This is a genomic window from Phyllobacterium sp. SL163, from assembly GCF_049896885.1.
Lineage (GTDB): Bacteria > Pseudomonadota > Alphaproteobacteria > Rhizobiales > Rhizobiaceae > Phyllobacterium > Phyllobacterium calauticae.
Window position 1 is genome coordinate 85,129 of sequence record NZ_JAFCVE010000006.1, and the last position, 26,125, is coordinate 111,253.

The 26,125-nt window shown below is 61.6% G+C and carries 24 protein-coding genes; 7 read left to right on the top strand and 17 right to left on the bottom strand.

What is annotated here, in order from left to right:
* Nucleotides 1-19: 19 nt before the first annotated feature.
* Together ACP7B1_RS14555 and ACP7B1_RS14560 are read right to left on the bottom strand one after the other, a co-directional pair.
* Nucleotides 20-1,213 (bottom strand): aminotransferase class V-fold PLP-dependent enzyme, encoded by a 1,194-nt coding sequence (locus ACP7B1_RS14555; protein WP_346308353.1) that lies wholly within the window; start codon nt 1,211-1,213, stop codon nt 20-22.
* A gap of 2 nt (nt 1,214-1,215) precedes the next feature.
* On the bottom strand, nt 1,216-1,686 hold the full coding sequence (locus ACP7B1_RS14560; protein ID WP_346308352.1) for a RidA family protein: 471 nt from the start codon (nt 1,684-1,686) through the stop codon (nt 1,216-1,218).
* Nucleotides 1,687-1,829: 143 nt separating this feature from the next.
* On the opposite strand from ACP7B1_RS14560, the gene gcvA reads away from it, so the two are divergent.
* Nucleotides 1,830-2,759 (top strand): transcriptional regulator GcvA, encoded by a 930-nt coding sequence (gene gcvA / locus ACP7B1_RS14565; protein ID WP_346308351.1) that lies wholly within the window; start codon nt 1,830-1,832, stop codon nt 2,757-2,759.
* Nucleotides 2,749-3,483, top strand: coding sequence for a glutathione S-transferase (locus ACP7B1_RS14570; RefSeq protein ID WP_346308350.1), 735 nt, complete (start codon nt 2,749-2,751; stop codon nt 3,481-3,483). Before gcvA ends, ACP7B1_RS14570 begins: the two co-directional genes overlap by 11 nt.
* On the opposite strand, the gene ACP7B1_RS14575 is transcribed toward ACP7B1_RS14570, so the two are convergent.
* The 12 genes from ACP7B1_RS14575 to ACP7B1_RS14630 all read right to left on the bottom strand — a co-directional run bounded on the left by ACP7B1_RS14575 (nt 3,480) and on the right by ACP7B1_RS14630 (nt 18,608).
* Nucleotides 3,480-4,415 (bottom strand): NAD(P)-dependent oxidoreductase, encoded by a 936-nt coding sequence (locus tag ACP7B1_RS14575; protein ID WP_426137052.1) that lies wholly within the window; start codon nt 4,413-4,415, stop codon nt 3,480-3,482. The genes ACP7B1_RS14570 and ACP7B1_RS14575 overlap by 4 nt on opposite strands.
* Complete coding sequence (locus tag ACP7B1_RS14580; protein ID WP_426137053.1) at nt 4,387-7,056, bottom strand: molybdopterin-dependent oxidoreductase; 2,670 nt, start codon at nt 7,054-7,056, stop codon at nt 4,387-4,389. The genes ACP7B1_RS14575 and ACP7B1_RS14580 overlap by 29 nt, the downstream gene beginning before the upstream one ends.
* A 6-nt stretch (nt 7,057-7,062) precedes the next feature.
* Entirely contained in the window at nt 7,063-7,392 is a 330-nt protein-coding gene (nirD, locus tag ACP7B1_RS14585; protein ID WP_346305715.1) for a nitrite reductase small subunit NirD, read from the bottom strand.
* Between the two features lie 4 nt (nt 7,393-7,396).
* On the bottom strand, nt 7,397-9,862 hold the full coding sequence (nirB, locus tag ACP7B1_RS14590; protein WP_346305716.1) for a nitrite reductase large subunit NirB: 2,466 nt from the start codon (nt 9,860-9,862) through the stop codon (nt 7,397-7,399).
* Nucleotide 9,863: 1 nt separating this feature from the next.
* A complete protein-coding gene (locus ACP7B1_RS14595; RefSeq protein ID WP_346305717.1) occupies nt 9,864-10,661 on the bottom strand; it encodes an ABC transporter ATP-binding protein in 798 nt (265 codons plus the stop codon).
* A 10-nt stretch (nt 10,662-10,671) separates the two neighbouring features.
* Nucleotides 10,672-11,562: a nitrate ABC transporter permease gene (ntrB, locus tag ACP7B1_RS14600; protein ID WP_346305718.1), complete on the bottom strand. Its 891-nt coding sequence runs from the start codon at nt 11,560-11,562 to the stop codon at nt 10,672-10,674.
* Between the two features lie 10 nt (nt 11,563-11,572).
* Nucleotides 11,573-12,871, bottom strand: coding sequence for a CmpA/NrtA family ABC transporter substrate-binding protein (locus tag ACP7B1_RS14605; protein ID WP_346305719.1), 1,299 nt, complete (start codon nt 12,869-12,871; stop codon nt 11,573-11,575).
* 348 nt (nt 12,872-13,219) lie between these two features.
* The gene (locus ACP7B1_RS14610) at nt 13,220-14,494 is read right to left on the bottom strand and encodes a CmpA/NrtA family ABC transporter substrate-binding protein (protein WP_426137103.1); all 1,275 of its coding nucleotides are present in this window, start codon (nt 14,492-14,494) and stop codon (nt 13,220-13,222) included.
* Between the two features lie 30 nt (nt 14,495-14,524).
* Nucleotides 14,525-15,112 (bottom strand): ANTAR domain-containing response regulator, encoded by a 588-nt coding sequence (locus tag ACP7B1_RS14615; protein WP_346305721.1) that lies wholly within the window; start codon nt 15,110-15,112, stop codon nt 14,525-14,527.
* 112 nt (nt 15,113-15,224) lie between these two features.
* A complete protein-coding gene (locus tag ACP7B1_RS14620; RefSeq protein ID WP_346305722.1) occupies nt 15,225-16,313 on the bottom strand; it encodes a M24 family metallopeptidase in 1,089 nt (362 codons plus the stop codon).
* A 72-nt stretch (nt 16,314-16,385) separates the two neighbouring features.
* Nucleotides 16,386-17,975 (bottom strand): ABC transporter substrate-binding protein, encoded by a 1,590-nt coding sequence (locus tag ACP7B1_RS14625; RefSeq protein WP_346305723.1) that lies wholly within the window; start codon nt 17,973-17,975, stop codon nt 16,386-16,388.
* Between the two features lie 51 nt (nt 17,976-18,026).
* Nucleotides 18,027-18,608, bottom strand: coding sequence for a helix-turn-helix domain-containing protein (locus ACP7B1_RS14630; RefSeq protein WP_346305724.1), 582 nt, complete (start codon nt 18,606-18,608; stop codon nt 18,027-18,029).
* 182 nt (nt 18,609-18,790) lie between these two features.
* Between ACP7B1_RS14630 and ACP7B1_RS14635 the strand changes: the two genes are divergently transcribed.
* Genes ACP7B1_RS14635 through ACP7B1_RS14655 form a run of 5 tightly spaced genes read left to right on the top strand, consistent with a single transcriptional unit; the run spans nt 18,791 to nt 22,888 of the window.
* Nucleotides 18,791-19,879, top strand: coding sequence for an ABC transporter permease (locus ACP7B1_RS14635; RefSeq protein ID WP_426137054.1), 1,089 nt, complete (start codon nt 18,791-18,793; stop codon nt 19,877-19,879).
* A gap of 9 nt (nt 19,880-19,888) precedes the next feature.
* Nucleotides 19,889-20,794: an ABC transporter permease gene (locus ACP7B1_RS14640; protein ID WP_346305725.1), complete on the top strand. Its 906-nt coding sequence runs from the start codon at nt 19,889-19,891 to the stop codon at nt 20,792-20,794.
* Nucleotides 20,791-21,627, top strand: coding sequence for an ABC transporter ATP-binding protein (locus ACP7B1_RS14645; RefSeq protein ID WP_346305726.1), 837 nt, complete (start codon nt 20,791-20,793; stop codon nt 21,625-21,627). The genes ACP7B1_RS14640 and ACP7B1_RS14645 overlap by 4 nt, the downstream gene beginning before the upstream one ends.
* Nucleotides 21,624-22,364 (top strand): ABC transporter ATP-binding protein, encoded by a 741-nt coding sequence (locus ACP7B1_RS14650; protein WP_346305727.1) that lies wholly within the window; start codon nt 21,624-21,626, stop codon nt 22,362-22,364. Before ACP7B1_RS14645 ends, ACP7B1_RS14650 begins: the two co-directional genes overlap by 4 nt.
* A 23-nt stretch (nt 22,365-22,387) precedes the next feature.
* Nucleotides 22,388-22,888, top strand: coding sequence for a GAF domain-containing protein (locus ACP7B1_RS14655; protein ID WP_346305728.1), 501 nt, complete (start codon nt 22,388-22,390; stop codon nt 22,886-22,888).
* Between the two features lie 23 nt (nt 22,889-22,911).
* On the opposite strand, the gene ACP7B1_RS14660 is transcribed toward ACP7B1_RS14655, so the two are convergent.
* The 3 genes from ACP7B1_RS14660 to ACP7B1_RS14670 are packed head-to-tail and all read right to left on the bottom strand — an operon-like array spanning nt 22,912 to nt 26,125.
* Nucleotides 22,912-23,310 (bottom strand): RidA family protein, encoded by a 399-nt coding sequence (locus ACP7B1_RS14660; protein ID WP_346305729.1) that lies wholly within the window; start codon nt 23,308-23,310, stop codon nt 22,912-22,914.
* A 29-nt stretch (nt 23,311-23,339) separates the two neighbouring features.
* On the bottom strand, nt 23,340-24,965 hold the full coding sequence (locus ACP7B1_RS14665) for an AMP-binding protein (RefSeq protein ID WP_346305730.1): 1,626 nt from the start codon (nt 24,963-24,965) through the stop codon (nt 23,340-23,342).
* Between the two features lie 5 nt (nt 24,966-24,970).
* Nucleotides 24,971-26,125 (bottom strand): acyl-CoA dehydrogenase family protein, encoded by a 1,155-nt coding sequence (locus ACP7B1_RS14670; protein WP_346305731.1) that lies wholly within the window; start codon nt 26,123-26,125, stop codon nt 24,971-24,973.

Here is a 26,125-nt window from a genome sequence, read left to right on the forward strand (position 1 = left end):
TCACCTGTCCTTCATTCCGTCAAGCGGCCTGCCGTGCAAGAGCAGCAACATTATCGCAAAGACGGTCAATTTCGTCCGTTGTGTTCAGATAGCTGACCGATGCACGCGCAATCTCGTTGAGGCCGCGCGCCGTCATGTCGAGCGGTGTGTAGGGTATCCCATTTGCCGCGATTGTAATCCGCTTTTCCGCAAGTTTGCCGCGCAGAGCCTGCGGCGCAATGCCCGCCACCGTAAAAGAGACCAATCCGGATTTCTCCGTGCCGAGATCATGAATCGCAACACCGGGAATGGCAGCCAGTTGACCGCGCAATTGCCCGGAAAGTTCCCTGATCCGCTGGCGGATCGCACCCATGCCCAGACTGCGCGCTTGTTTCAGTGCCGCTCCCAATCCAAGCAGCAGGGCGATAGGCTTTTCACTCGTCTCGAAACGCTGCGCATCCGCCCGCATAAGTGGCCCGTCCTCGCCCCATGTCGAGGAAAGGACATCGAGATAGGCCGGTTCGAGGGTTTCAAGAAAAGCCTTGCGCAGATAGAGAATGGCAGCGCCGCGCGGGCCACGCAGAAATTTTCTACCTGACCCCTTCAGCATGTCACAGCCGATGGCGCTGACATCCACAGGAAGCTGGCCGAGCGCCTGCGCCGCATCGATGAAATAGGGAATGCCAGCCGCACGCGTGACCCGGCCGATGGCCGCGGCATCATTGATAAGCCCGCCATTGGCGGGAAGCCACGTCAAAGCAACGAGGCGAACGCGGTCATCGATCATGGCAGCGAGCGCATGGGCATCCACACTGCCGTCTTCATTCATCGGGATGGTCTCGACGCGCGCGCCTGCCCTTCTGGCCGCCGCCTGCATGGTCGACAGATTGCCGCCCCATTCCTGACGACCGACCAGAATACGGTCACCCGCAACAAGCGGCGGCAAAGCGGCAAAGGACAGTCCCCAGGCAGCGGACCCGCTGCTGGAGAAGGCAATCTCGGCAGGCGCCGCGCCGATGAGACCGGCGGCATCCGCCCGCGCTTCGTCGATCAGGCCCGCCGCATTGGCCGCAGCTTCCATGGGGCCATAGAGCGATTCACGCTGGAGATGTTCCGTCACCGCCGCCAGCACTGCATTGGAAGGCAGCGACGAGCCGGAATGGTTGAAATGGATGCTGATGGCACACCCCGGCGTCTCCGAGCGCAACTGTTCAATATCGAGCGTTTGGGTCACCGTCAGCCCTCCAGCTCGACCAACGCATCCACCTCGACCGCAACGCCGCGCGGCAATGAGCTGACGCCGACGGCGGCACGGCTGTGACGCCCCGCATCGCCGAACACGGCAACCATCAGGTCCGATGCGCCATTGGCAACCTGCGGGTGCTGGGTAAAGTCAGGCGTCGCCGCCACGAAGACGCCGAGACGCACGATGCGGCGCACGCTGGCAATCGTCCCATCGGTGGCCGCGGCGATCTGCGACAGCACGTTGAGCGCCGCGATCTCGGCTGCCCTGCGGCCTTCCTCAAGGGAAACAGACGCGCCGACAACACCGAGGACGGCGTTCTCGTCATCGATACGGCTGATCTGCCCCGATATGCTCAACAGGGTGCCTGCGCGGACGACCGATACGTAATTGGCAACGGGTACGGACGCGACCGGGAGGTCGTGACCAAGGGTTGCAAGCTTCTTTGCTATGGTGGCTGACATCATCATCTCCGGCTGACTATGCCGGCATCATCAACCGCCCTGCTCCGCAGGTCCAATTCAAAACACTGGCGTCACTGATCGATCTGGCTAATGTCGGTGAACCCGGATAAGCTGGCGATACGCAGTCGAAAGCATGAGGCGAAATGCGCTCCTCCACCACCTTGCCGCCGTTGCAGGCACTTCGAGCCTTCGAGGCCGTCGCGCGGTTGATGAGTTTTCGCCGGGCAGGCGAAGAACTGCTCATCACGCAAAGCGCCGTCAGCCATCATATCCGCCAGCTGGAAGAGTTTCTCGGCCTGCCGCTGTTTGTGCGCAAGGCGCGCAGCATCGCCCTGACACCGGAGGGCGAGGACTATCGCGCCCGCACCACCGATGCATTCCGCCTCATCGCCGCCGCCACCGCAGACCTGCGCGGCAGAAGCAGGCGCAATGTCGTCCGCATCAGCCTGCTGCCCTCCTTTGCCGCCAACTGGCTCGTATCGCGCCTGCACGGTTTTCAATCGCTGCACCCCGATATCGGCCTCGAACTCGATCCCACCCTGCGCAGCGCAGACATTGCCGCTGGGGAGGCCGACATCGCCATCCGCTATGGCGACGGAAACTGGCCCGGGGTCGATGTGCGCCTGCTCATGGCCGAACAGCTCAGCCCGGTTATCAGCCCGGCACTTCTGCAATCGGACAAAACCATCGAGACGCCGCAAGACTTGCTGCGCCACACATTGCTGTTCGCCAGGAAGCCCGTCGACTGGCAGGTCTGGGCGGATGCGGTGGGGCTTGATCTGGCCGGCGCCCGCACCATCCAGCTGACGGATTACAACATCACCCTGCAGGCGGCGCTGGACGGTCAGGGCATTGCCATCGGCCGCATGCTGCTGATCCGCGATCACCTGCGGACCGGGCGTCTGGTGCAGCCATGCGCGCAGACGATCACCTCCACCCGAACCGCCCATTGGCTGGTGACACCCAAAGGGGCCAGCAGCGCTCCGGCGGCGCAAATATTCATCGATTGGCTGATCGCGGAAACCGCAAAGGCATCCAATCAGAGCAATGGAGAAACCGGCAATGCCCTATGAACTCTATTACTGGGACGGCATACAGGGACGCGGCGAGTTCATCCGGCTGGCGCTGGAAGACGCTGGGGCGGCCTATGTCGACATCACCCGCGAAACCGGCAGCGGGCGCGGCACATCCGCAATGATGCGGATGCTGAAAGGCGCCGATACCTCGCACACGCCGTTCGCCCCGCCCTTTCTGAAAGACGGCGAACTGCTTGTTTCACACGTCGCCAATATTCTTCTCTATCTCGGACCCAAACTCGGTCTGGTGCCGGAGAATGAGGGATTGCGCTATGCCGCCAACGGCCTGCAACTGACCATCACCGACTTTGTCTGCGAGGTGCACGACACGCATCATCCGATTGCCACCGAGCTTTACTACGAGGATCAGAAGGACGCGGCGAAGGCGCGCTCGGCCAGCTTCATCGAGCATCGCATCCCGAAATATCTCGGCTATTTCGAGCGCAACCTTGCCAATAATCCGGACGGTGACAGGCACAGCATCGGTAACGGGCTCAGCTATGTCGACCTCTCATTGTTTCAGGTGATCGAAGGGCTGAGATATGCCTTTCCCCGCGCCACGCAGTTGTTTGATCGCCAGTATCCCCTACTGGTTGCATTGCATGATCGGGTCCGGGAGCGGCCCAACATTGCCCGCTACCTCGCCTCGCCGCGGCGTATTCCCTTCAATGAGTCAGGCATTTTCCGCCATTACCCCGAACTCGATCAGGACGCCGTCTAGGCGCGCTTGAGAACAACGACGTTCTTGCCGTCGGCGCAAAGACGCTGCGCAGCAGCGTCGTGAAACGGTTTATCGGCCAGGGGAATGCGCCTGGCCTCCCGCCGCGCCAGCTGCAGAACGGCAGGCGGAATATCCCTGCTGTAAAAGATCGCATCGGCCATTTGCAGCAGGCGCATGGCCTTGAGTGTGAGAAGCTCGGGGTCATCACTCTCCACCGGGATGACGGCCACCATGCCCGTGCGTGTGTTGCGGTCATTGGCGACCTCCATCGCCCGTGCCTGCAGTTTGGCTCTTTCATCGGGCAACGGGTCCACGCCAAAGGCGCGATTGACGAAATCCTCCCAGAACAGCCTTCGCTGGCGGCCGGGCTGGAGCACATCCACGATATGGCTGCGCAACTGTTGTGCCAGTCGCGCCCAGGCTGCCAGCGATGCGGGCAGGACCGTCTCGATCCGCCGGCGGATCGCCTGCCCCAATATAGGCGCTGCGCCATCGGTCGATATGCCGACCACCACGGGCGAACGATTGACGATGGTGCCAAACTGAAACGCGCAGAATGCCGGCTTGTCGATCACATTGCACGGCACACCGGCTTGCGTCGCCGCATGCAGGAATGCTTCAGCCTCCTGTTCCGTCGCGGCGTCGGCAACGGCGATAGCAGCACCGTGCAAGTCCGTCGCCGACCACCTGCGCGCATGATGGACGAACGGTCCTGCCGCAATCAGGGCGGACATTTCCTCGCTCACGGCTTCGGCGTAGACATGAACCTCAGCGCCTGCCGCTGCCAGCAGTTCGGCTTTCCATGCGGCTGCGGCGGTTCCGCCCGCAACGACACCGCGCTTGCCCCGAAGGCTGAAAAACACCGGCAGCACCGCCAGTCGCCCGATACTGCCGGGGCGCGGGCTATTCTGCGGCCTGGACAAGATTTGCATCGACAATCCCCCTGATTTCGGCGCGGCAGGAGCCGCAATTCGTTCCGGCCTTCAAAGCCTCACCGATGGCGGCAACGGTCCGGCAGCCGCCGCGCACCGCGCCGGCGATCTCGTTGCGGCCGACGGAAAAGCAGGAACAGACAATCGCGCCCTTGTCGAGCATATCCCCGCCGGGCCGTCCCGCCAGAAGCTGGAAACGGTTCTGCGCAGCAGGAAAGTGCTGCGACAGCTGCTCGCCGGCCCAACTGCGCGACACGGCGACGGGCTGGCGCGCGATGTAGAGCGCGCCGATCAGGGCATCACCGGCAAAGGCAGCCATGCGGTGCTGGCCATTCCTTGCATCGTGGTAACGCAGCAGCGGCGCGTCATCGCCGCAGCCGAACAATTCTCCGGTAAACATCGCCCAGTCATCCGGCTCGTGAAGACCGGCAAGTTCGATCCGGTATCCTCCATTGGCCTTGGCAAGTGCCCAGTAATCCGCCGCAATCCTCCGGGGCTTGTCGCGCAGGACCGCGAACCCGTACCAGAGAGCTTCGAAAGGTTGGATATCCACCCTTGCCATCTTCAGTGCAGGCTGGCCGGAGACCGGGTCGATCCGCGATGTCACAAGTACGTCCACACGGGCACTACCGGCAAACTGATTGGTCCAGTGCATGGGCACGAACACACTGCCGCGCGACTGCCTGTCCGTCAGTAGTGCCCGGACGATGATATCGCCATGCGCGTTGTACAACCGGACAAGGCTCGCATCGGCAATTCCCAGCCCGGCGGCATCGAGCGGATGTATCTCCGCGAAAGGCTCGGCGAAATGCGCGGACAGGCGCGCGCTTTTTCCCGTGCGCGTCATCGTGTGCCAGTGATCGCGCACACGCCCGGTGTTCAAGGTGAACCGCCGATCGATCGCGCCCGTATCGGCTGGGGATACCGCAATGAACCGTGCCCGGCGATCCCCGGTAAAGAAGCCGCCTTGTGCAAAAAAGCGTCCGTCCGTCGTCGCAGCGTCCCGGCTTTGCGGCCATTGAAACGGGGCAAGCTCGTCATACGCGCGCGCAGATATGCCGGCATGGGCGGCGATGTCGAAATCGCGGCTGCCCTTGTTCTCCGCTCCCGACAAAGCGGCATGCTCGGCAAAGATCTGCGCCGGATTCTGATAGGCGAATGCGGCGGTAAAGCCCATACGTTTCGCCACTTCGGTGATGATCCACCAGTCCGGCCGCGCCCGACCCGGCAGCGGCAGGAATGGCCGCTGCCGGCTGATGCGCCGTTCGGAATTGGTGACCGTGCCGTCCTTCTCGCCCCATCCGGCTGCGGGCAGAAGCACATGGGCATAGGCGGTCGTGTCCGTTTTCGCGTTGATGTCGGACACCACGACAAATGGGCAGGCTTTCAGCGCCTTTGCCACGCGATCGGCTTCCGGCATGGAATCGGCCGGGTTGGTCGCCATGATCCACAGGGCTTTGATCCGCCCGTCGCCAACCGCCTTGAACAGATCGACGGCCTTCAGGCCCGGCCTCGCTGCCATGATCGGGGAAGCCCAGAAATCCTGCACCAGTTGCCGGTGCCCGGCATTTTCGATCTGCATATGGCTGGCCAGCATATTGGCGAGCCCGCCCACCTCGCGCCCGCCCATGGCATTCGGCTGCCCGGTGACCGAGAACGGCCCCATGCCGGGGCGGCCGATGCGGCCCGTTGCCAGATGGCAGTTGACGATCGCATTGACCTTGTCCGTACCGGATGCCGACTGGTTGACGCCCTGGCTATAGACCGTCACGCATCGTTCGGTGCGGGCGAACAGCGCGAAAAAGGCGAGCAGTTGATCCGGCGCAATTCCGGTGTGCTGCGAAATCGCGTCCAGATCGCAGGGACTGGCAAGGGCCAGCGCCGCCGCAAAACCCGTCGTGTGCTGCCCGATATAGGCGCGATCCAAGGCCCCCTGCTCGGCCAGAAAACCGAGCAGCCCGACAAACAGCGCCGTATCCCCGTCGGCACGGATCGGCAGGTGCATATCGGCGATATCGGCCGTCATGGTGCGGCGCGGATCGATGAGGACGATACGCATCTGCGGGCGCTTCACCTTGGCCGCCGCGATACGCTGATAAAGCACGGGATGGCACCAGGCGAGATTGGAGCCGGTCAGCACGATGAGATCGGCGAGCTCCAGATCTTCATAGGTCCCCGGCACGGTATCCGACCCGAAGGCACGCATATGCCCCGCCACCGACGACGACATGCACAGCCGCGAATTGGTATCGATATTCGCCGAGCCGATGAAACCTTTCATCAGCTTGTTGGCAACGTAATAGTCTTCCGTCAGAAGCTGGCCCGAAACGTAGAAAGCAACGCTGTCAGGACCATGTTCCCTGATCGCAGCGTTGAAACGGCTGGCGACGAGATCAAGGGCCTTGTCCCAGCTCGCCGCCTTGCCCTCGACCCGTGGCTCCAGCAATCGGCCATCCAGATGAACCGTTTCACCAAGCGCCGATCCCTTGGAGCAGAGCCGCCCGAAATTGGCGGGGTGATCGGGGTCTCCGGCAATGGCAACCGTACCGTCTTTGCCGGGGGTCGCGAGCACGCCGCATCCGACGCCGCAATAGGGACAGGTGGTGCGAACCGTATCGGGAGAAAGCACCGGATTGTCCATGCTGCTCTACTCCGCAGCCATGGCGGCCAGCTCAAGCGCGGCCAGAATCCGGTCGCCATCCAGCCGGATCGCGATGGTTTTCACGCTGCCTTCATCCGCGCCAAGTGCCTTGCCGGTCTCCAGCGAGATAACCCAGTTGTGCAAGGGACAGGTCACTGCAGCACCGTGGACGATGCCCTGGCTGAGCGGTCCGCCCCGGTGCGGGCACTGATCGTCAATGGCAAAAATCTGGTCTTCCATGGTGCGGAAAACCGCGATCCTGCCCTCGGGCGTGTTCACGCAGCGGGCGCCCCGGCGCGGAATGTCGTTGATTGTTCCAATCTCAACCCAGTTCATCACTCTACTCCGCTGCCTGCTGGTAGCCGATTTTGGCCATCGGCTGGAATTCATGCTTGTCGACGCCCGAAACCCGCTCGGACCACGGATCGACCTGCGCGAATCTCTGGCTGAAGACGAACCGGTCGAAATAACCGCGGCGCTTCACCGCGTCCTGCATGATCTGGCGGCGGATTTCATCGAGGCCGACACGCTTGGCCCATTTGTAGATGCGCTCGAGATAGCGGCCCTGTTCGCGGTACATCTGCGTCAGCGCCACCACGTGTTCCAGCGCCTCATCCTCGGTCTTGACCAGCCCCAGAACTTCCGTCCCCTTGATGTCGAGACCCGCCGCCCCGGCGAAATGGATTTCGTATCCGGAATCGACACAGATGATCCCGACATCCTTGCAGGTAGCTTCGGCGCAATTGCGCGGACAGCCCGAAACCGCCATCTTGACCTTGGCGGGCGTCCACGATCCCCACATGAACTTTTCGATGCGAATGCCGAGCCCGGTCGAATCCTGCGTGCCGAAGCGGCACCAGTCGGTCCCGACACAGGTTTTTACCGTGCGCAGCCCCTTGGCATAGGCCTGCCCCGACACGAACCCGGCCTTGCCGAGATCGGCCCAGACAGCCGGCAGGTCTTCCTTCTTGACGCCCAGCATGTCGATGCGTTGGCCGCCGGTGACCTTGACAGCCGGAATGGCGAATTTGTCGACCACGTCGGCGATTGCCCGCAATTCCCGGGAATTGGTGACGCCGCCCCACATGCGCGGCACGACGGAATAGGTCCCGTCCTTCTGGATGTTGGCATGCACCCGCTCGTTGATGAAGCGCGACTGGTAGTCGTCGGCATATTCATCCGGCCAGTCTGCAACGAGATAATAATTCAAGGCCGGGCGGCACTTGGCGCAGCCGCACGATGTCTTCCATTCGAGTTCCTGCATCACGGCCGGAATCGACTTCAGCTTCTTCGCCTTGATCAGCCGGCGGACATCGTCATGGCCAAGATCGGTGCAACTGCACATGGGCGTCACCGCCGATGGATTGTAGGAATCGCCGAGCGTCAGGGCCAGCAGCTGTTCGACAAGACCGGTGCAACTGCCGCAGGAGGCGGACGCCTTGGTATGGGCGCGCACATCATCCAGCGAGGTCAGCTCCTTGCTGGATATGGCACCCGTAATCTTGCCCTTGCATATGCCGTTGCAGCCGCAGATTTCCGCATCATCTGGCAAGGCTGCAACGGCCGCCATAGGGTCCAGCGGGGACCCTCCCTGATAGGACTGGCCGAAAATCAATGTGTCGCGCATCTCCGAAATGTCGGTGCGTTTTTTGGTCAGGTCATGGAACCAGGCGCCGTCGGATGTCTCGCCGTAGAGCACCGTGCCGATGATGCGGTCATCCTTCAGCACCAGCCGCTTGTAGACACCGGCGGCCGCATCGCGCAGGACGATCTCCTGCCGGTCGTCGCCTTCGCCGAGATCACCGACGGAAAACAGGTTGATGCCTGTGACCTTCAGCTTGGTCGGCGTCTCGCTGTGGACGAATTTCGCATCCGCATCATCCGCCAGTTGCGCCGACACAACCCGAGCCATCTCATAGAGCGGTGCGACGAGCCCGTAGCATTGTCCGCCCACCTCGGCGCACTCCCCGATGGCGAAAATATCGGGATCGGAGGTCCGCATGCCGGCGTCGACAACGATGCCGCGATTGGTTGCAAGGCCCGCCTCCTTCGCAAGCAGGGCGTTGGGGCGGATACCCGCCGCCATGACCACCAGATCGGCAGGCAATGTTGTGCCATCGGCAAGCAGAACGCCTTCCACCCTGTTCTGACCGATGATCTCCTTGGTGCTGGCCTTGGTCATCACGCGGATGCCGCGTTGTTCCACCGCCTGTTCGAGCAGATAGCCCGCAGCGGGATCGAGCTGGCGCTCCATCAGCGTCGGCATGATATGGAGAACCGTGACATCCATGCCGCGTGATTTCAGGCCGGCAGCCGCTTCCAGACCGAGCAGGCCGCCGCCGATGACCACGGCGCGCGCGCGGGACTGGGCCGCGAGCAGCATGGCATTCACATCGTCGAGATCGCGATAGGTCAGGACACCCGGCAGGTTGTTGCCGGGAACAGGCAGAACGAACGGAACCGAACCCGTCGCGATCAAAAGCTTGTCGTAGCTTTCGGTCGTCCCGGCATCGGAGGTGACCGTCTTGGCCTCCCGGTCGATCCCGATAACCTTGTGGCCCTTGTAGAGCGTGATGCCGTGTTTGATGTACCAGCCATCGCCATGGATGATGATTTCCTCGAATTCTTTTTCGCCTGACAAAACCGGCGACAGCATGATCCGGTCGTAATTGACGCGCGGCTCGGCATTGAAAATGGTCACATCATAGGTATCGGGCGCCACCTCGAAGAGATGTTCCAGTGCCCTGCCCGGTGCCATGCCGTTGCCGATGACGACGAGTTTCTGCTTTTCCGCGGTTGTTTCCATCTTACGCGGCCTCCACAAGACGGTGCCGCTCGTAGAGGAATTTCAGCACGGACGAACGGCAGCGGATATAGGTGGCATCGGCGGCAAGCTCGATGCGGCGGCGCGGGCGAACCAGCGGCACATCGAGGATTTCGCCGATCCTGGCAGACGGTCCATTGGTCATCATGACGATACGATCGGAGAGCAGCACGGCTTCATCCACATCATGGGTGATCATCAGAACCGTATTGGCGAGTTCCGTGTGGATCTGCATGACCTGATCCTGCAGGTGGGCTCGGGTGAGCGCATCCAGCGCGCCGAACGGCTCGTCCAGCAGCAGAACCTTGGGCTCCATGGCCAGCGCCCGGGCAATGCCGACGCGCTGCTTCATGCCGCCGGAGACCTCGGACGGGCGCTTGTCCCTCGCATGCACCATCTGCACCAGTTCGAGATTGCGCATGGTCCATTCATGCCGTTCCGCCCGGCTTTTGCTGGACGAGAAGACCTTGTCGACCGCCAGCTTGACGTTTTCATAGACCGTCAGCCAGGGCAGCAGCGAATGGTTCTGGAACACCACCGCGCGGTCGGGTCCCGGCGTGTCGACGACATTGCCTTCGAGAAACACCACGCCGCGCGTCGCCTGCGTCAGCCCGGCAACGACGTTGAGCAGGGTGGATTTCCCGCAGCCGGAATGGCCGATGATCGAGATGAACTCGCCTTTATCGACGCTCAGCGAGACCTGATTGAGAACCTGCGTGCTGGTGCCGGCACGGCTGAACACCATGTCGATCTGTTCGAGGGAGAGATAGGGTTTCGACATGATGGCTTCCTCAAGCGCTTGCGGTGTTGCGGGTGACGGTCCGGGCGACGAAGGCGATGGCGCGGTCAAGCAGGTAGCCGACGATGCCGACATAGATCAGGGCCAGGATGATGTCGCTGATGCGCGACGAGTTCCACGCATCCCAGATGAAGAACCCGATGCCGACGCCGCCGATCAGCATCTCGGCGGCCACGATGGCGAGCCATGACAGGCCGATGCCGATGCGCAGGCCCGTGAAAATATAGGGCGCGGCGGCGGGGATCATGATCTTGGTGAAATATTCGAACTGGTTGAGACGCAGCACCCGCGCGACATTCTGATAGTCCTGCGGAATATTGCGAATGCCGACAGCGGTGTTGATGATGATCGGCCAGATGGCCGTGATGAAGATCACGAAGATCGCCGAGGGATTGCCGTCCTTGAACGCGGCCAGCGACAGGGGCAGCCAGGCGAGCGGCGGCACCGTGCGCAGCACCTGAAAGATCGGATCGAGCCCGCGCATCGCCCATTCGCTCTGCCCGACGAGGGTGCCGAGCGCAATGCCCGCCACGGCGGCGAGACAATAGCCCATAGCAACCCGCCGGAGGCTTGCGAGGATATGCCAGAACAGCCCCTGATCGACACCCTGTCCGGCATAGAACGGATGGATGATCAGCTCCCAGGTCTCCGAGACCACCCGTGAGGGCGGCGGCACGCTTGCCGTGGGTGACGAACAGAGGATTTCCCACAGCACCAGCAGGAAGACCAGCGTGATGATGGGCGGCACCACATGTGCCGCCAGGGAGGTGAGCCATGGTGGCAGGCGGCGGGATGAACCGGTTTTCGGCGGGATGGAAAGCGTCATGATTTTGGCCGCCTGGGGCTTTTCGGTCGGACGGATGGGAACGGGGCTGGCTGTCATGCCGGTTTCCTCACGCAAAACGTTTGATTTCAAGGCTGGCGAGATAGGTCTGCGGGGCATCCGGATCGAACACCTTGCCATCGAAGAAGGTTTCGGGACCCCGTGATGTCGAAGCCGGAATGTCGGCCGCAGCAACACCAAGTTCCCTGGCGGCGTCGCGCCAGATGTCCTCGCGGTTCACCTTGCCGACCAGCGCTGAAATATCGGTGTCCGGTGCAAATTTGCCCCAGCGGATATTCTCGGTCAGGAACCATTTTTCATGGCTCTGGAAGGGATAGGATGTGTGATCGCGCCAGAACTTCATCAGATGCGGGCTGGCTGTCTCGACGCGTCCCGAACCATAGTCGTAGTCGCCCTTCAACCGCCCCGCGATATCGCTTGCAGGCACATTGAACCACGCGCGCTTGCCGACGATTGCCGCCAGTTCATCCTTGTTGGCGAGATCATCCGCCCATTGCTGCGCCTCCATGACAGCCATCAGCAGGGCCTTGGTGGCATTAGGATTTTTCTCCACCCAGTCCGCCCGCATAGCGAAGGATTTTTCCGGATGCTTGGCCCAGATTTCAGCTGTGTTGACCGCGGTATAGCCTATGCCCTGATTGACGAGTTGCGCATTCCACGGTTCACCGACACAGAAGCAGTCCATGGTGCCGACCTTCATGTTGGCAACCATCTGCGGCGGCGGAACCACGATGGTTTCCACGTCCTTGTCCGGGTCGATCCCGCCGGCGGCCAGCCAATAGCGGATCCACAGATCATGCGTGCCGCCGGGAAAGGTCATCGCCGCCTTTGCCGCATTGCCTTCCGCCTTCTTCTTGGCAAAGGCTTCCCTGAGCACGCCCGAATTGACCCCGGCTTTCAGACCGGCATAGGCCGAACCAACCGAAATACCCTGCGCATCCAGATTGAGGCGCGCAAGGATGACCATCGGCAGGGGCTGATTGTTCTGGGTGACCTTGCCGGTGCTGATGAGATACGGCATCGGCGTCAGGATATGCGCGCCGTCAATGCCGTTGCCCGCCGAGCCGAGCACCAGATTGTCCCGCGTCGTGCCCCACGATGCCTGCTTGACGACCTCGACATCGGGCATGCCGTGTTTGGCAAAAAGGCCTCTTTCCTTGGCAACGATCAGCGGCGATGCATCCGTCAGCGCAATGAAACCGAGCGTCGCCTTGGTGGTCTCGGGTCCGGCAGCGGCCGCATGGGCGCCGCCGGGAAGCGCAGCCTTTGCCGCCGCCAGCAGCGCCAGCGTGCCGCCTGCCTGCAAAAGCGTTCGTCTTGTCAAGCCTGTCGGCAAAATCACCTTCATCGCAATTCCCCTTCGCAGCGCTGCTTCTGGTGCAGCTTGAGCCATAAAAAAACGCCGCCGGATGAAGTGCATTCACCCGATCCGGTGAATGAACTCGCCCAAGCGACGTCTGTGTCTTTGAAAGCATCCGATGGCGATGCTCGCGGTTCCTGTCCTCGTTGACGGAACGGTTTTATAAAAGCAATAAGCGTGCCAACCGGAAATTATATTTATAAGCCATTGTAATTGATATATATTATTATAGTTCAGTTATTTTTCACTAACCGCAGACGAAGAGCGGCGCAGGCGAAATGGGCAGAACGGCCATCAAACCCGCTCATTTATTGTGCAGAGCACAAATTCTACCCATCAGGTTTCATCCCGGGTTGCAACGGGGTTTTCAAGATTGTGGACATTGAAGCCCTTGAGATAGGCGGGAATGTCCTGGGGGTCGAAGACAGCCCCATCGATGAACCCGTCCTGGCGCTGGCCGCCCTCCACGCGCACATCCGCCGACGGTATGTCGGCGCGGGGTCCCAGCGCATGGCGGTAGAGATCGGGACGAAAGGCGGTCGCAACCTTTTCCTGCTTTTCCTTGGAGTGATCAACCTGCCCCCACCGCACCATCTGGCTGAATATCCATTGCGCCTGGCTGATCCACGGAAAATTCGCGCCATCGCGATGGAAGGTGAAGTAGTCGGAGACCGTCCGCTCGTGCCCGTCGGGGTCGGTGGTGAACCTGCCCATGAGAACCCGGTGCAGAATGTCCTCCGGCGCATCGATATAACGCGGCTCGGCCAGAACATCGGCAAGGACGCGCCGGTTGTCCGGCACATCGCACCATGCGGCGGCGCGATCCAGCGCGACGATCAGCCTCGCCAACGTTTCAGGATTGGTATCCGCCCATTCCGGCCGCACGCCGACGACCTTCTCGGGACTGGACGGCCAGATATCCTCCTTGACCGCAACAATCCGTCCGACCTCACGGGCGACGGCCACCATATTCCAGGGCGCGCCGACGCAGAAGCCGTCAATGGCCCCCGCCGACAGGGCATCGGATGTCATGGGTGGCGGCACGACCACCAGTTTGACGTCGCGGTCCGGATGGATGCCGCCGGCCGCGAGCCAATAGCGCAGCTCATAATTGTGCGATGAAAACGGATAGGTCGTGCCAAGCACCGGCAATGGCTCGCCGCGAACCTTTATGTCGTCAATGACGCACTTGAGGGCTTCGGCATTGGCAAGCGCGCCCTCGTCTCCGGCCAGATCCGCCAGCGCCTGCATGCGGCGATACAGCTTCACCGACAGGGTAATGGCATTGCCGCCCCGCCCCAGCGTGAACGGCGTGATGACCGCTGACGGATTGGAACCGAGCCCCAAGGCGGAGGCGACCGGCATGGGCGCCAGCATGTGCGCGATATCAAACTGCCGGAACGCCAGCCGATCCCGGATATTGGCCCAGGACACGTCTTTCACAAGTTCAAGTTGAATGCCTTCGCGCGTGGCAAATCCGAATTCGGCCGCCGCGATGAGAACGGAAGCATCGACAAGCGGAATGAAGCCCGCGCGAACGACGGAGACGCCGTCACGGCGGACCGCTGCCGGCGCCGCGAGGCCGCCGCCCAAGCCCTGGCCATTGTCCATCCGGATAAAACTCACGGCCAACCTCTCTTTCTAGCTTCCGAGCATGGCTGCCGCCATGACGACGCTCTGTGCAATATCGGCGAGCTTCTTCTTCTCGTTCATGGCGGCCTGCCGCAGCAGCGCATAAGCCTCGTCTTCCGATATTGTGCGCGATTTCATCAAAATACCCTTGGCGCGCTCGACAACCTTGCGCTCTTCCAGGGCGCTTTTTGCCTCCGCCAGTTCCTGCTGCAGCCGGCTGAAAGCCTTGAAGCGGCTGACCGCCATGTCGAGAATGGGTTTGACGCGCTCCTTCTTCAGGCCATCGACCACATAGGCGGACACACCGGCATCCACCGCCGCTTCGATCGACGCCGTATCGGAGCTGTCGACAAACATGGCGATCGGCTTGCGCACGGAACGGCTGAGCTGGAACAGATGCTCCAGCATGTCGCGATTGGGGGTTTCGATATCGATGACGATGACATCGGGCGCGATCCGCTCGATCTGCCGGGCAAGACCGACGATGTCGTGCAGAACAACGACGTGATCATGCCCGGCCTCCCGCAATCCCTCTTCGATAATGGAAGCGCGGATACGGTTTTCGTCGAAGACCATGATCGATAGCGGTGTAGACATGCCTTAATTTTGCGCATGCCCTCAAATTGTGCAATGCTACATTAGCGCACATCAACAAAAGTAGTGCGGGCGGCCGCTTCACACCCGAAACGGCCGCCTTCAGCGCAATGGATCAGGCCTTGAAGGCAGCCCGCGGCAGTTCGGACAGCACTTCCGCCCTGTTGCCGCGCATAATGACGATCTCCTCGAGGCGGACGCCGAATTTACCGCTGAGGTAAATGCCCGGCTCGATCGAGAACACATGCCCGTCCTCGAGAATGGCCTCGGAAGTCGCGGTGATATAGGGCGGCTCGTGGATGTCGATACCCATGCCATGGCCGGTGCGGTGCAGGAAATATTCACCGTAACCCGCCTGGGTGATGACATCGCGTGCCGCCTTGTCAACTTCCTTGGCGGCAACCCCCGGCTTGGCCGCAGCCAGCGCCGCCTTGACGGCGGCATCGAGAACCGCGTGCACCTTGTCGAAATCCGCGGGCGTTTCACCGCACACGGCAACACGGGTCATGTCGCTGGGATAGCCGTCACTGCGCCCGCCAATGTCGATCAGCACCGCTTCATTGGCCTTCAGCACGCGCTCGCCCGTGTGATGGTGCGGATATGCGCCATTTTCACCGAAGCAGACGCTGGTGAATTCCGGCTTCGCATTGTTTGCCTTGTAGTAGTCCCGGACAACACCGGCAATCTCGAGCTCGGTCACGCCGGGCTTCAACGCGGCAAAAGCTGCACGCATCGCGCCGTCATTGATGAGCGCATTGGCCTTGAGCGCGGCATATTCCGCCTCATCCTTGCGGGCGCGCAGATAGCCGACGGTGTCGTTGAGGAAGGTGCGCCTGGCACCCGGCAGCGCATCGATCACCAGCAGGGCGAAATCCGCCCGCATCGTTTCATCCAGCGCGATCCTGATATCCTGTTTTGTCCCGACAACGTCTTTCAAAACAGCGGCCAGCGCCGCATCGGGACCCTCGCCGTCCGTCCATGGGTAGAACGGCAGGTCGGTATGCTGGCGCGAGCTGTCGGCATTGAGTGCCGGCATCAGTATCCCGGCGTGATCCCTGCCGACAAACAGCATGACCGGCCGCTCGTCGCCATGCGGCGAGAGCCCGGCAAGCCAGACCATGTGCGAGGACGGACCGACGACGACAAGGTCGGTTCCGGTTTCAGCCATGCGCTCCCGCAGGCGCGCCATCCGAAGTTCAGACATTTTTCTATTCCCGTTGTTATGGATGCCGTGGCAAGGCCGCCCGATGATCCGGACGGCCTTTAAAGTTTCTGGTCAGTTCTTCTTCACGAGGCGGTAGAAGACGAAGTCCGATGTTGCACCGTTCACATAGCCCGAAACAGTCTTGGCGAGCGCAACCTGTGTGGCCGCCTGGAACATGACGATGATCGGTGATTTCGCCTGCACCTGCTTCTGCAGGTCGACATACATCTGATTGCGCTTGGACTGGTCCGCCTCAGCACGCGCCGCCTTCGTTTTAGCATTGAGTTCGGCAGGCACCGCCCAGCCATTGCGCCATGTGGTGGTCGACTGGTAGTTGCCGTCCGAATTGTCCTCGTTGAAGGCAAATGCCTTGGCGTTCGAATCCGGGTCCATGAAATCCGGGCCCCAATAGAGCAGCATGGCTTCGTGGGTGCGGGCACGGTATTTGGTGATGACCTGGCTGCCCGTTCCCGGAATGATGTTGAAGTTGATCCCGGCTTCGGCAAAACCCGCCTGCAGCGACTGCGCCATATCGGTAAACGGCGTTGAATTGATCACATCCAGCGTCACCTTGATCGGGGTTTTCACGCCGGCATCGGCAAGGATCTTCTTCGCCTTGGCCGGATCATAGGTATAGGGCGTCTCATCGAGCGATCCGGGGAAACCCGCCGGCCAGAATGCCTGATGCACCTGCATCTGGCCCTTGAGGAACGAGTCCGTCATGCCCTTGTAGTTGACGAGATAACGTGCGGCCTCCCAGATGGCCGGATTGGTCAGCGCCTCGTCCTTCTGGTTCAGGCTGAGGAAATGCACGGCGGCCTGCGGATAGGTTTCCACATTGACCGTACCCTTGGTCGAAAGGCTGGCGACCTGATCCGGCGTCAGGTTCTTGGCAATGTCCACATCGCCGGATTCGAGCAGCAATTGCTGTGTCGCCGCTTCCGCCACGTGGCGGATGATGACCGACTTCATTGCCGGTGCGCCGCCGAAATAGTTGGGATTGCCGGAAAGGTTGATGATCTCGGCCGGACGGAAAGCCTTCAGGACGAAGGGGCCTGTCCCGGCGGAATTCGCCTTGAGCCAGGCATTGCCCATGTCGCCATTGGCTTCGTGGCCCTGCACTGTCACCGCATCGATGATCGAGGCCGGGCGGGCAGCGAGAACATTGAGCACAAAGGCGGATGAGAAATCGCCATCATATTTGACGACGATCTTATTGCCTGAAGCCGTGACCATCTTGTCATAGTTTGCAGGGGTCCAGCCCAGCTGCGCCAGGATGAAGGCAGGCGCCTTGTTCAGCGCGATGACGCGCTTCCAGGAATAGACCACATCTTCCGCGCGCAGTGGGTTGCCGGATGTGAATTTCACGCCGTCCCGCAGGGTGAAGGTGATGGTCCTGGCGGCATCATCCGCCGTCCATGCCGTCGCCAGACCTGGCGCCAGCGTCTTCACATCGGGCGCATCATACTGCACCAGACGGTCATAGGTCTGGGTCACATATTCGCCCGAGGTGAACTCATAGGCCTCGGCCGGATCGATGCTGACGATGTCGTCGATATTCTGGGCCACGACAAGCGCATTGCCGGGCGTTGCCGCATGGGCAAGCGGCGTTGCCGATACGATCATGGAAGCGGCCAGCAGTGCCGCCTTGAACAGTTTCATTCTTCATTCTCCTCTGGATTGTTCTTGTTGTTGGGTTTTTTGTTGAAGGTTTTAGAGCCGGGGCCGGAACACGGGCAATGTCCCCGTCCACAGAACCCGCGCCGTCTTGCCGGTGTCATTCCACCAGGCATGGGGCCGGTTGCCGCGAAAATGCAGGCTGTCCCCCGCCGAGATCACCACTTCCTCGTCATCGAGCCTGTGGGTGATGGCACCCTCCAGCACGTAGAGGATTTCTTCGCCTTCGTGGCTGACCGTTTCGGAACGATAACCCGCCGGTATGTGCATGATGACGGACGAGAGGACGTTCCCGGCAAAATCCGCAGCGATCTGCTCGTAGACAATGGAGGAACCGTCGACCGAAAACTTCTGCCGCTCGCCCTGACGGGTCAGCGCATCTTCCGCCGTGGGCGTGGCAATGAAATAATCCACTCCGACGTCGAGACTGCGCGCAATCTGTGCAAGCGTTCCCAGCGACGGTGTGGCATGATCGCGCTCGACCTGGCTGAGATAGCCGACAGAAATACCTGCAGCGTCGCAGATTTCCTGCAATGTCAGCTGCAGTTGCCGCCGGCGTGCCCGGATCATGGCCCCGACCTTGGGCTGTGGCGCAGCGTTGCGAAGTTCGGACGTCATGGGCGATTCCAATCCCAGTAAAATTTCTTTGATCTAAGCAAAAATTTTTGTATGGTCCAAGCAGAATCTTCGGCGAGGTCAGGGAAAGTGTCATCACACCTGCGACTTTCAGACCGGGATCAACGGGAACAATCGACACACATGGGCCAACCCAATGGCCCAAAATGGGGAAGGCTCTGGGTTTGGCATTCGAATCCGAAACAGTGGCAGATATTGCCGCCAAGCCGGTCAGACGGCCGGGCTTGCACAGGAGCCGTGGCGCCCGCCTGCTGCTTGGGCTGGCCGGGTTCATCGTATCGGTGCTCATCACCTTTCTCGGACTTCTGGCAATCACCTTCTTTATCGGCCGCGTTGTTCCCATTGACCCGGTTCTGGCCGTCGTGGGCGACCGGGCGCCGCGTGCTGTCTACGAGGCGGCACGGCTACAGATGGGCCTGGACCAGCCCGCTCCCATCCAGTTCATCCGCTATGTTGGCTCAGTCCTGTCGGGCGACCTCGGCACATCCGTGTCGACGGGCAAACTCGTTCTCGATGACCTGAAGCGCGTCTTTCCGGCAACGCTCGAAATGGCAACGCTCGGCATCATCATCGGCGTCCTGCTCGGCGTTCCCATGGGTGTCTATGCGGCGAGCCGCCGGGGCAGCCTCGTTGATCAGGTCATCCGGGTGATCGGGCTTTTGGGCTATGCCGTGCCTGCCTTCTGGCTCGGCCTTGTCGGCCTTGCCGTCTTCTATGCACGGTTGAAATGGGTCGCCGGACCCGGCCGCCTCGACATCTTCTATGATGGCCTCGTCGATCCCGTCACCGGCATCGTGCTGATCGACAGCCTGCTTGCCGGTGAAACCGAGATTTTTGTCAATGCGCTCTGGCACCTCGCACTGCCCGCCTCGGTGCTCGGCTTCTTCAGCCTTGCCTATATCGCGCGCATGACGCGCTCCTTCATGCTCGACCAGTTGTCGCAGGAATATGTGACGACCGCGCGCGTCAAGGGCGTTTCGGAGCGGCTGGTCATCTGGCGCCATGCCTTCCGGCCCATTCTGGTTCCCCTGATCACCGTGATCGGCCTTTCCTATGCGGGCTTGCTGGAGGGCTCGGTGATGATCGAGACGATCTTCTCCTGGCCGGGCATCGGCAATTATCTCACCGTGGCGCTGCTCAATGCCGACATGTCCGCCGTTCTCGGTGCCACGCTGGTGATCGGCGCGGTGTTCATCGGCATTAACAAGATTTCCGACGTGCTCTACCGCGTCCTCGATCCCCGTGCGCGTTAGGAGCTCCTGATGGCAAACGTCCACAGCTGGCTGATCGACGACAGCCCCGCCTCCCGCCTGCAGGCCCGGCTCGGCCGCCTCTACCGGATATGTGGCGCCCTGTCGCGCAATCCGCTGGCAGCCGTCGGCGCGATCATCATTCTGGTGCTGATCCTCACGGCGATCTTCGCGCCGCTGATCGCAACCCATGATCCGCTGAAGCAGGATCTGGCGCAGCGCCTGCTGCCGCCCGGCAGCAGCAACTGGATGGGCACCGATGAGCTGGGGCGGGACATCTGGTCCCGCGTCGTCTACGGCGCGCGCATCACCCTTGTGATCGTCGTGCTGGTCGCGGTGCTGGCAGCGCCTGCCGGCCTGATCATCGGCGCCATATCAGGATATTTCGGTGGATGGATTGACCGCGTCCTCATGGGTGTCACCGATATTTTCCTGTCCATGCCGAAACTCATCCTGGCGCTCGCCCTCGTCGCGGCATTGGGGCCCGGCATCGAGAACGCCATCATCGCCATCGCCATCACCTCATGGCCTGGCTACGCCCGCATCGCCCGGGCGGAGACACTCACCTTCAAGAATGCGGAGTTCATTGCCGCCATCCGCCTGCAGGGCGCATCGTCGCTGCGCGTCATTCTCGGCCATGTCCTGCCGCTGTGCACCTCCTCGATGATCGTGCGTGTCACGCTCGACATGGCCGGCATCATCCTGACCGCCGCCGGTCTCGGCTTCATCGGCCTCGGAGCGCAGCCTCCGCTGCCCGAATGGGGAGCCATGATTGCGCGCGGCCGCTCGTTCATTCTCGACCAGTGGTGGGTCGCCACCATGCCGGGCTTTGCCATCATCATTGTCAGCCTCGGCTTCTGCTTTCTCGGCGACGGCCTGCGCGATGTCCTCGATCCCAAGAGCGGAGAACAGCGGTGAGTAAGCCCCTGCTTGAGATTGAAAACCTGCGGGTCTCCTTCCCCACGCACAAGGGCATGATCGACGTGGTGCGCGGTGTCTCCTTCACGCTTGGCCGCGAACGGCTGGGCATTGTCGGCGAAAGCGGCTCGGGCAAATCGATGACCGGGCGCGCCATCCTCAAACTCATCCGCGCGCCGGGAACGATCCGTGCTGACAGGTTCCGCTTCGATGGTATCGACCTGCTGCAACAGTCAGAGAGGGCAATGCGCGGCATTCGCGGCGCCCGCATTTCCATGGTGATGCAGGACCCCAAATTCTCGCTCAACCCCGTCATGACCGTGGGCGAGCAGATTGCCGAAGCCCTGCAAACCCACCAGCGCCTGCCCCGCCGGGAAACCCGTCAGCGTGTACTCACCATGCTCGAAGCGGTGCGCATCGATGATCCCGAACGGGTCGCCAGCCTTTATCCGCACGAGATATCCGGCGGCATGGGCCAGCGGGTGATGATCGCCATGATGCTCATCCCCGAGCCCGATCTCCTGATTGCCGACGAGCCGACCTCGGCGCTCGACGTTTCGGTGCAGGCACAGGTTCTCGATATCATCGACGAGCAGGTCAAACGCAAAGGCATGGGCCTGATCTTCATCAGCCATGACCTCAACCTCGTCTCCAGCTATTGCGACCGCATACTGGTGATGAACACCGGCGAGATCGTCGAGGAATGCCAGGCGGGCGAATTGCGCAACGCCGTGCATCCCTATACGCGGGGACTGATTGCCGCCATTCCGCGGCTCGATGAAACGCGTGAGGAGCTGCCTGTTCTCGACCGCAGCGCATGGGTGGCCAAATGACCGCGCTTTCCCTGAAACAGCTCGACATCTCCTATGGCGAGACCCAGATCACCCACGGCATCACCCTCGATATCGCGGAGGGTGAAAGCTTTGCGCTGGTCGGCGAAAGCGGCTCCGGCAAATCGACGGTGCTGAAAGCGGTTGCCGGTCTCGCACCGCAATGGACCGGATCGATCACCGCTTTCGGCCAGGCGCGCACGCATGGTATCGACCAGCATTTCGCCCGGCATTGCCAGATGGTGTTCCAGGACCCCTACGGTTCGCTGCATCCGCGTAAAACCATCGATGCCATCCTGAGCGAACCGCTGGCCATCCATGGCATCGGCAATCAGAACGGCCGGGTCGAGGATATGCTGGTTGCGGTCGGGCTCGACCGCAAGTTCCGTTTCCGCTATCCCCATCAATTGTCCGGCGGTCAGCGCCAGCGCGTCGCCATCGCCCGCGCCCTGATGCTTGAACCCAAGCTCCTGCTTTTGGACGAGCCGACTTCGGCGCTCGATGTCTCGGTGCAGGCCGAGATTCTCAATCTGCTGAAGCGCCTGCGCCGCGAACAGAACCTCACCTTCCTCATGGTGACCCACAACCTGCCCGTCGTGTCCTTCCTCTGCGACCGTCTGGCCGTGATGCGCCATGGGCGGATTGTCGAGATCGCCGCTGTGGCCGACCTCAAGCGCGGTGCGCTCCAGGAAACCTATTCGCGTGAACTGATGGATATCAGCGTCGCGCATGCCGGTTGAACAATGACCCCAAGGAAATGAAAATGACACAGGATGAAGTAACAACGGCTTTGGCCGAATTTGACGCCGCCATTGCCGTGGGCACCCATGCCGAAGCGCCGTGGCAGGCATTGCAGACGCTGTCGCAAAAGATCATCGGCGCCAAGCTGTTCACCATCATGACCGTCGACATGAAGAACGAGCTCGCCCGCCGTGAATACACATCCGACGCCGAAAGCTATCCGGTGTCCGGCACCAAGCCGATCCATTACGACCGTTGGTTCGACACCGTGCATAAAGACAGGCAGTCCTTCGTTGCCAACACCATCGCCGATATCGCGACGGTGTTTTCCGACCATGAAACGATCTGGGCGCTCGGCTGCGGCTCGGTCATCAACATTCCCGTGGTGATTGCGGGCGAGCTGCTCGGCACGGTCAATTGCCTCGATGTCGAGCACCACTACACGCCGGAGCGGGTCGAGTGCTCCAAACTGCTGGCCATTCCGGCCAAGCTGGCGTTTCTGGCGGCCAGCAAAGCCGCCTAGCCAGTGCGCTCCTGCCCGTGCAATCAGCGGGCAGGAATGACGGCTGTCGCCTCGATTTCAACCAAAGCGCGATCTTCCAGGAGGGCCACGACCTGTACCAGGGTCATCGCCGGATAGTGCCGGCCGAAAACGCGGCGATAGGCTTCGCCCAGCCGTTTCTGTTCGGCGACATAGACCTTCTTGTCGGTGATGAACCAGGTCAGCCGCACGAGATCGGTTGTCTCGGCACCCGCACTTGCCAGGATGTCGACAATGTTGTGCATCGCCTGCTCGGCCTGCTCGACGAAATCATCGGTCTCGAATGTCTGGTCCTTGGTCCAGCCGATCTGGCCGCCGACAAAAATGACCTTCCCCTCGGCTGCCATGCCGTTGGAGTATCCCTTTGCCGCCGGCCAGCCCTGCGGGTGTATGATCTCTGCCATTCGAGTTTCCTGCCTGATTATTAAATGGGTTATTGCTGATATGCCTTGCGCAATTGAAAGCGCTGTATTTTCCCGGTCGCCGTCTTGGGCAGCGCATCGAGGAATTTGATCGAACGCGGATATTTGTACGGCGCTATGACCTGTTTGACATGGTCCTGCAAGCGCTTGACCGTTTCCTCACTGGCCGCAACACCCGCCTGCAGCACCACATGCGCCTGCACGATCTGGCCGCGCTCCGCATCGGGGGCGCCGATGACGGCGCATTCGCTGACATCGGGATGGGCGAGCAGTGCCGCTTCCACCTCGGGACCGGCAATGTTGTAACCGGCGGAGATGATCATGTCGTCGGAGCGCGCGGCAAAATGGAAATAGCCATCCGCGTCCTGAAAGAAGGAATCGCCGGTCAGGTTCCAGCCGTCGCGCACATAATTCTTCTGGCGCTTGTCGGCGAGATAGCGGCAGCCGATCGGCCCGCGCACCGCCAGCCTGCCGATCTCGCCGCGCGGCACTTCGCGCATCGCCTCGTCGACTATAATGGCCTGGTAGCCGCTGACGGGCTTGCCCGTCTTGCCCGGCCCGGAATCCTCCAGCCGGTTGCTGATGAAGATGTGCAGCATTTCCGTGGCGCCGATACCGTCGAGCAGCGGCTTGCCGGTCTTCTGCATCCAGGCTTCATAGATCGGCGCCGGCAGCGTCTCGCCCGCCGAAACCGCGATGCGCAGCGAGGAAAGATCCGCCCCCTCGTTCATCGCCTGCAACATGACCCGGTAGGCGGTCGGTGCGGTAAAGCTGATCGTTGCCTTGTAGGTCTCGATGATGTCGATCATTTTCGGCGGTGTCGCCTGTTCCAGCAGGGTTGCCGCCGCGCCGAACCGCAGGGGGAAGATCGCCAGCCCGCCAAGACCGAAGGTGAAGGCAAGCGGCGGCGAGCCCACGAATACATCGTCGGGCCGCACATCAAGCACTTCCTTCGCATAGCCGTCGGCGATGATGAGAAGATCCCGATGAAAGTGCATCGTCGCCTTCGGCTCGCCCGTGGTGCCCGATGTGAAGCCGAGCAGCGCAACATCGTCGCGGCCGGTCTTCACCGCCTCAAAACGCACGGATTTGTCGAGCGCGATCCGGTCCAGTTCCGCCTCGTGATTGGCCGTGCCGTCAAAGCCGACAACGCGCTTCAGGAACCTGCTCGTTTTGGCACAGGTTTCCATGTCTTCGAGCAGCCGCGTATCGCACAGCGCCAGGGATATCTGCGCCTTGTCGACGATCTGGGTGAGTTCGCCGGCCCGCAGCATCGGCATGGTATTGACGACGACGGCACCCACCTTGGTTGCCGCCAGCCAGCAGGCGACCATGGCCGGATTGTTGGCGGAGCGGATGAGGATGCGGTTGCCCGGCTCGACGCCGTAGTTCTCCACCAGCGCATGGGCGATGCGGTTGGTCCAGTCGGTCAGTTCCTTGTAGGTGCGGCGGCGGCCATTGCCGATCAGCGCCGTATTGTCACCGAACCCCTTGGCCACCATCGCGTCGGTCAGTTCCACGGCGGCATTCAGCCATTCCGGATACTGGAAATTTTCCATCAGCAATTCCGGCCATTCCTCAAGCGGAGGAAGATTATCCCGGGTAAAGTGATCCGTATGCGCCGATGGTCCCAACATTCTCTTTATCCCCTTGCAAGTTCATGCCTTGCGATGATTATTTTTTGTACGTCCGACGCACCTTCATAGATGCGCAATGCCCTGATTTCCCGGTAGAGGCGCTCGACGACACTGCCTTTGCGCACGCCGTCGCCGCCGTGAATCTGAACCGCCTTGTCGATCACGCTCTGCGCGCGGTCGGTGGCATAGAGTTTGGCCATTGCGGCTTCCCGGCTGACCCGCTCGGCACCGCTGTCCTTCAGCCACGCCGCCCGGTAGACCAGCAGCGCCGCTGCATCGATGTCGAGCGCCATGTCGGCAATATGCCCCTGCACCATCTGCAGCTCGGACATCGGCGCGCCGAAGAGTTGGCGGCCATTGGCGCGCTTGACCGCTTCCTCCAGCGCCCGGCGGGCAAAGCCCAGCGCGGCTGCCGCCACCGTCGAGCGGAAGACGTCAAGCACCGACATGGCAATGCGGAAGCCCTGCCCCGGTGAACCGATCAGCGCGGATGCCGGTATCCGGCAATTATCGAAGACCAGCCGCGCCAGCGGATGCGGCGCGATCACTTCAAGACGTTCGGCAATGATCAGGCCCGGCGTATCTGCAGGTACGACGAATGCCGAGATTCCCTTGGCACCCTCCCCCTCGCCGGTGCGGGCAAACACCGTATAGACGTCGGCAATACCGCCATTGGAAATCCAGGTCTTTTCGCCGTTGAGGACAAATCCGTCGCCATCGCGCACGGCTGACAGTTCAAGATTGGCAACGTCGGATCCCGACTGCGGTTCACTGAGGGCGAAGGCCGAGAGCGCCTTGCCCGCCCGCGTCCGCGTCAGCCATTCCCGCTTCTGCGCATCGGTCCCGAACAGGGAGAGTGCGCCGGTGCCGAGCCCCTGCATGGCAAAGGCGAAATCCGCCAGACCATCGTGCCGCGCCAGCGTCTCGCGGATGATGCAAAGGCTGCGCACGTCAAGCTTGCCACCGGCTGCCGGATCAATTGCCGTGTGTTTGAGAAGGCCGGCCGCTCCAAGCCTGGCAACCAGTTCGCGGCAGGCGTCATCGACCTTTTCATGATCGATATGGCCGGTGTTGTCCGTGGCCCACTGCTCCACCGCATCGGCGAGCCGGCGATGCACATCGTCGAAGAAAGGCCATGACAGGAAGCTGCGGTCCATCAT

Excerpts from the sequence above, each read along its gene's own strand:
- ACP7B1_RS14560 (WP_346308352.1), bottom strand. The coding sequence starts at position 1,686 with ATGTCAGCCACCATAGCAAAGAAGCTTGCAACCCTTGGTCACGACCTC.
- gcvA (WP_346308351.1), top strand. The coding sequence starts at position 1,830 with ATGCGCTCCTCCACCACCTTGCCGCCGTTGCAGGCACTTCGAGCCTTC.
- ACP7B1_RS14570 (WP_346308350.1), top strand. The coding sequence starts at position 2,749 with ATGCCCTATGAACTCTATTACTGGGACGGCATACAGGGACGCGGCGAG.
- ACP7B1_RS14575 (WP_426137052.1), bottom strand. The coding sequence starts at position 4,415 with ATGCAAATCTTGTCCAGGCCGCAGAATAGCCCGCGCCCCGGCAGTATC.
- ACP7B1_RS14580 (WP_426137053.1), bottom strand. The coding sequence starts at position 7,056 with ATGGACAATCCGGTGCTTTCTCCCGATACGGTTCGCACCACCTGTCCC.
- nirD (WP_346305715.1), bottom strand. The coding sequence starts at position 7,392 with ATGAACTGGGTTGAGATTGGAACAATCAACGACATTCCGCGCCGGGGC.
- nirB (WP_346305716.1), bottom strand. The coding sequence starts at position 9,862 with ATGGAAACAACCGCGGAAAAGCAGAAACTCGTCGTCATCGGCAACGGC.
- ACP7B1_RS14595 (WP_346305717.1), bottom strand. The coding sequence starts at position 10,661 with ATGTCGAAACCCTATCTCTCCCTCGAACAGATCGACATGGTGTTCAGC.
- ntrB (WP_346305718.1), bottom strand. The coding sequence starts at position 11,562 with ATGACAGCCAGCCCCGTTCCCATCCGTCCGACCGAAAAGCCCCAGGCG.
- ACP7B1_RS14605 (WP_346305719.1), bottom strand. The coding sequence starts at position 12,871 with ATGAAGGTGATTTTGCCGACAGGCTTGACAAGACGAACGCTTTTGCAG.
- ACP7B1_RS14610 (WP_426137103.1), bottom strand. The coding sequence starts at position 14,494 with ATGGACAATGGCCAGGGCTTGGGCGGCGGCCTCGCGGCGCCGGCAGCG.
- ACP7B1_RS14615 (WP_346305721.1), bottom strand. The coding sequence starts at position 15,112 with ATGTCTACACCGCTATCGATCATGGTCTTCGACGAAAACCGTATCCGC.
- ACP7B1_RS14620 (WP_346305722.1), bottom strand. The coding sequence starts at position 16,313 with ATGTCTGAACTTCGGATGGCGCGCCTGCGGGAGCGCATGGCTGAAACC.
- ACP7B1_RS14625 (WP_346305723.1), bottom strand. The coding sequence starts at position 17,975 with ATGAAACTGTTCAAGGCGGCACTGCTGGCCGCTTCCATGATCGTATCG.
- ACP7B1_RS14630 (WP_346305724.1), bottom strand. The coding sequence starts at position 18,608 with ATGACGTCCGAACTTCGCAACGCTGCGCCACAGCCCAAGGTCGGGGCC.
- ACP7B1_RS14640 (WP_346305725.1), top strand. The coding sequence starts at position 19,889 with ATGGCAAACGTCCACAGCTGGCTGATCGACGACAGCCCCGCCTCCCGC.
- ACP7B1_RS14650 (WP_346305727.1), top strand. The coding sequence starts at position 21,624 with ATGACCGCGCTTTCCCTGAAACAGCTCGACATCTCCTATGGCGAGACC.
- ACP7B1_RS14655 (WP_346305728.1), top strand. The coding sequence starts at position 22,388 with ATGACACAGGATGAAGTAACAACGGCTTTGGCCGAATTTGACGCCGCC.
- ACP7B1_RS14660 (WP_346305729.1), bottom strand. The coding sequence starts at position 23,310 with ATGGCAGAGATCATACACCCGCAGGGCTGGCCGGCGGCAAAGGGATAC.
- ACP7B1_RS14665 (WP_346305730.1), bottom strand. The coding sequence starts at position 24,965 with ATGTTGGGACCATCGGCGCATACGGATCACTTTACCCGGGATAATCTT.
- ACP7B1_RS14670 (WP_346305731.1), bottom strand. The coding sequence starts at position 26,125 with ATGATGGACCGCAGCTTCCTGTCATGGCCTTTCTTCGACGATGTGCAT.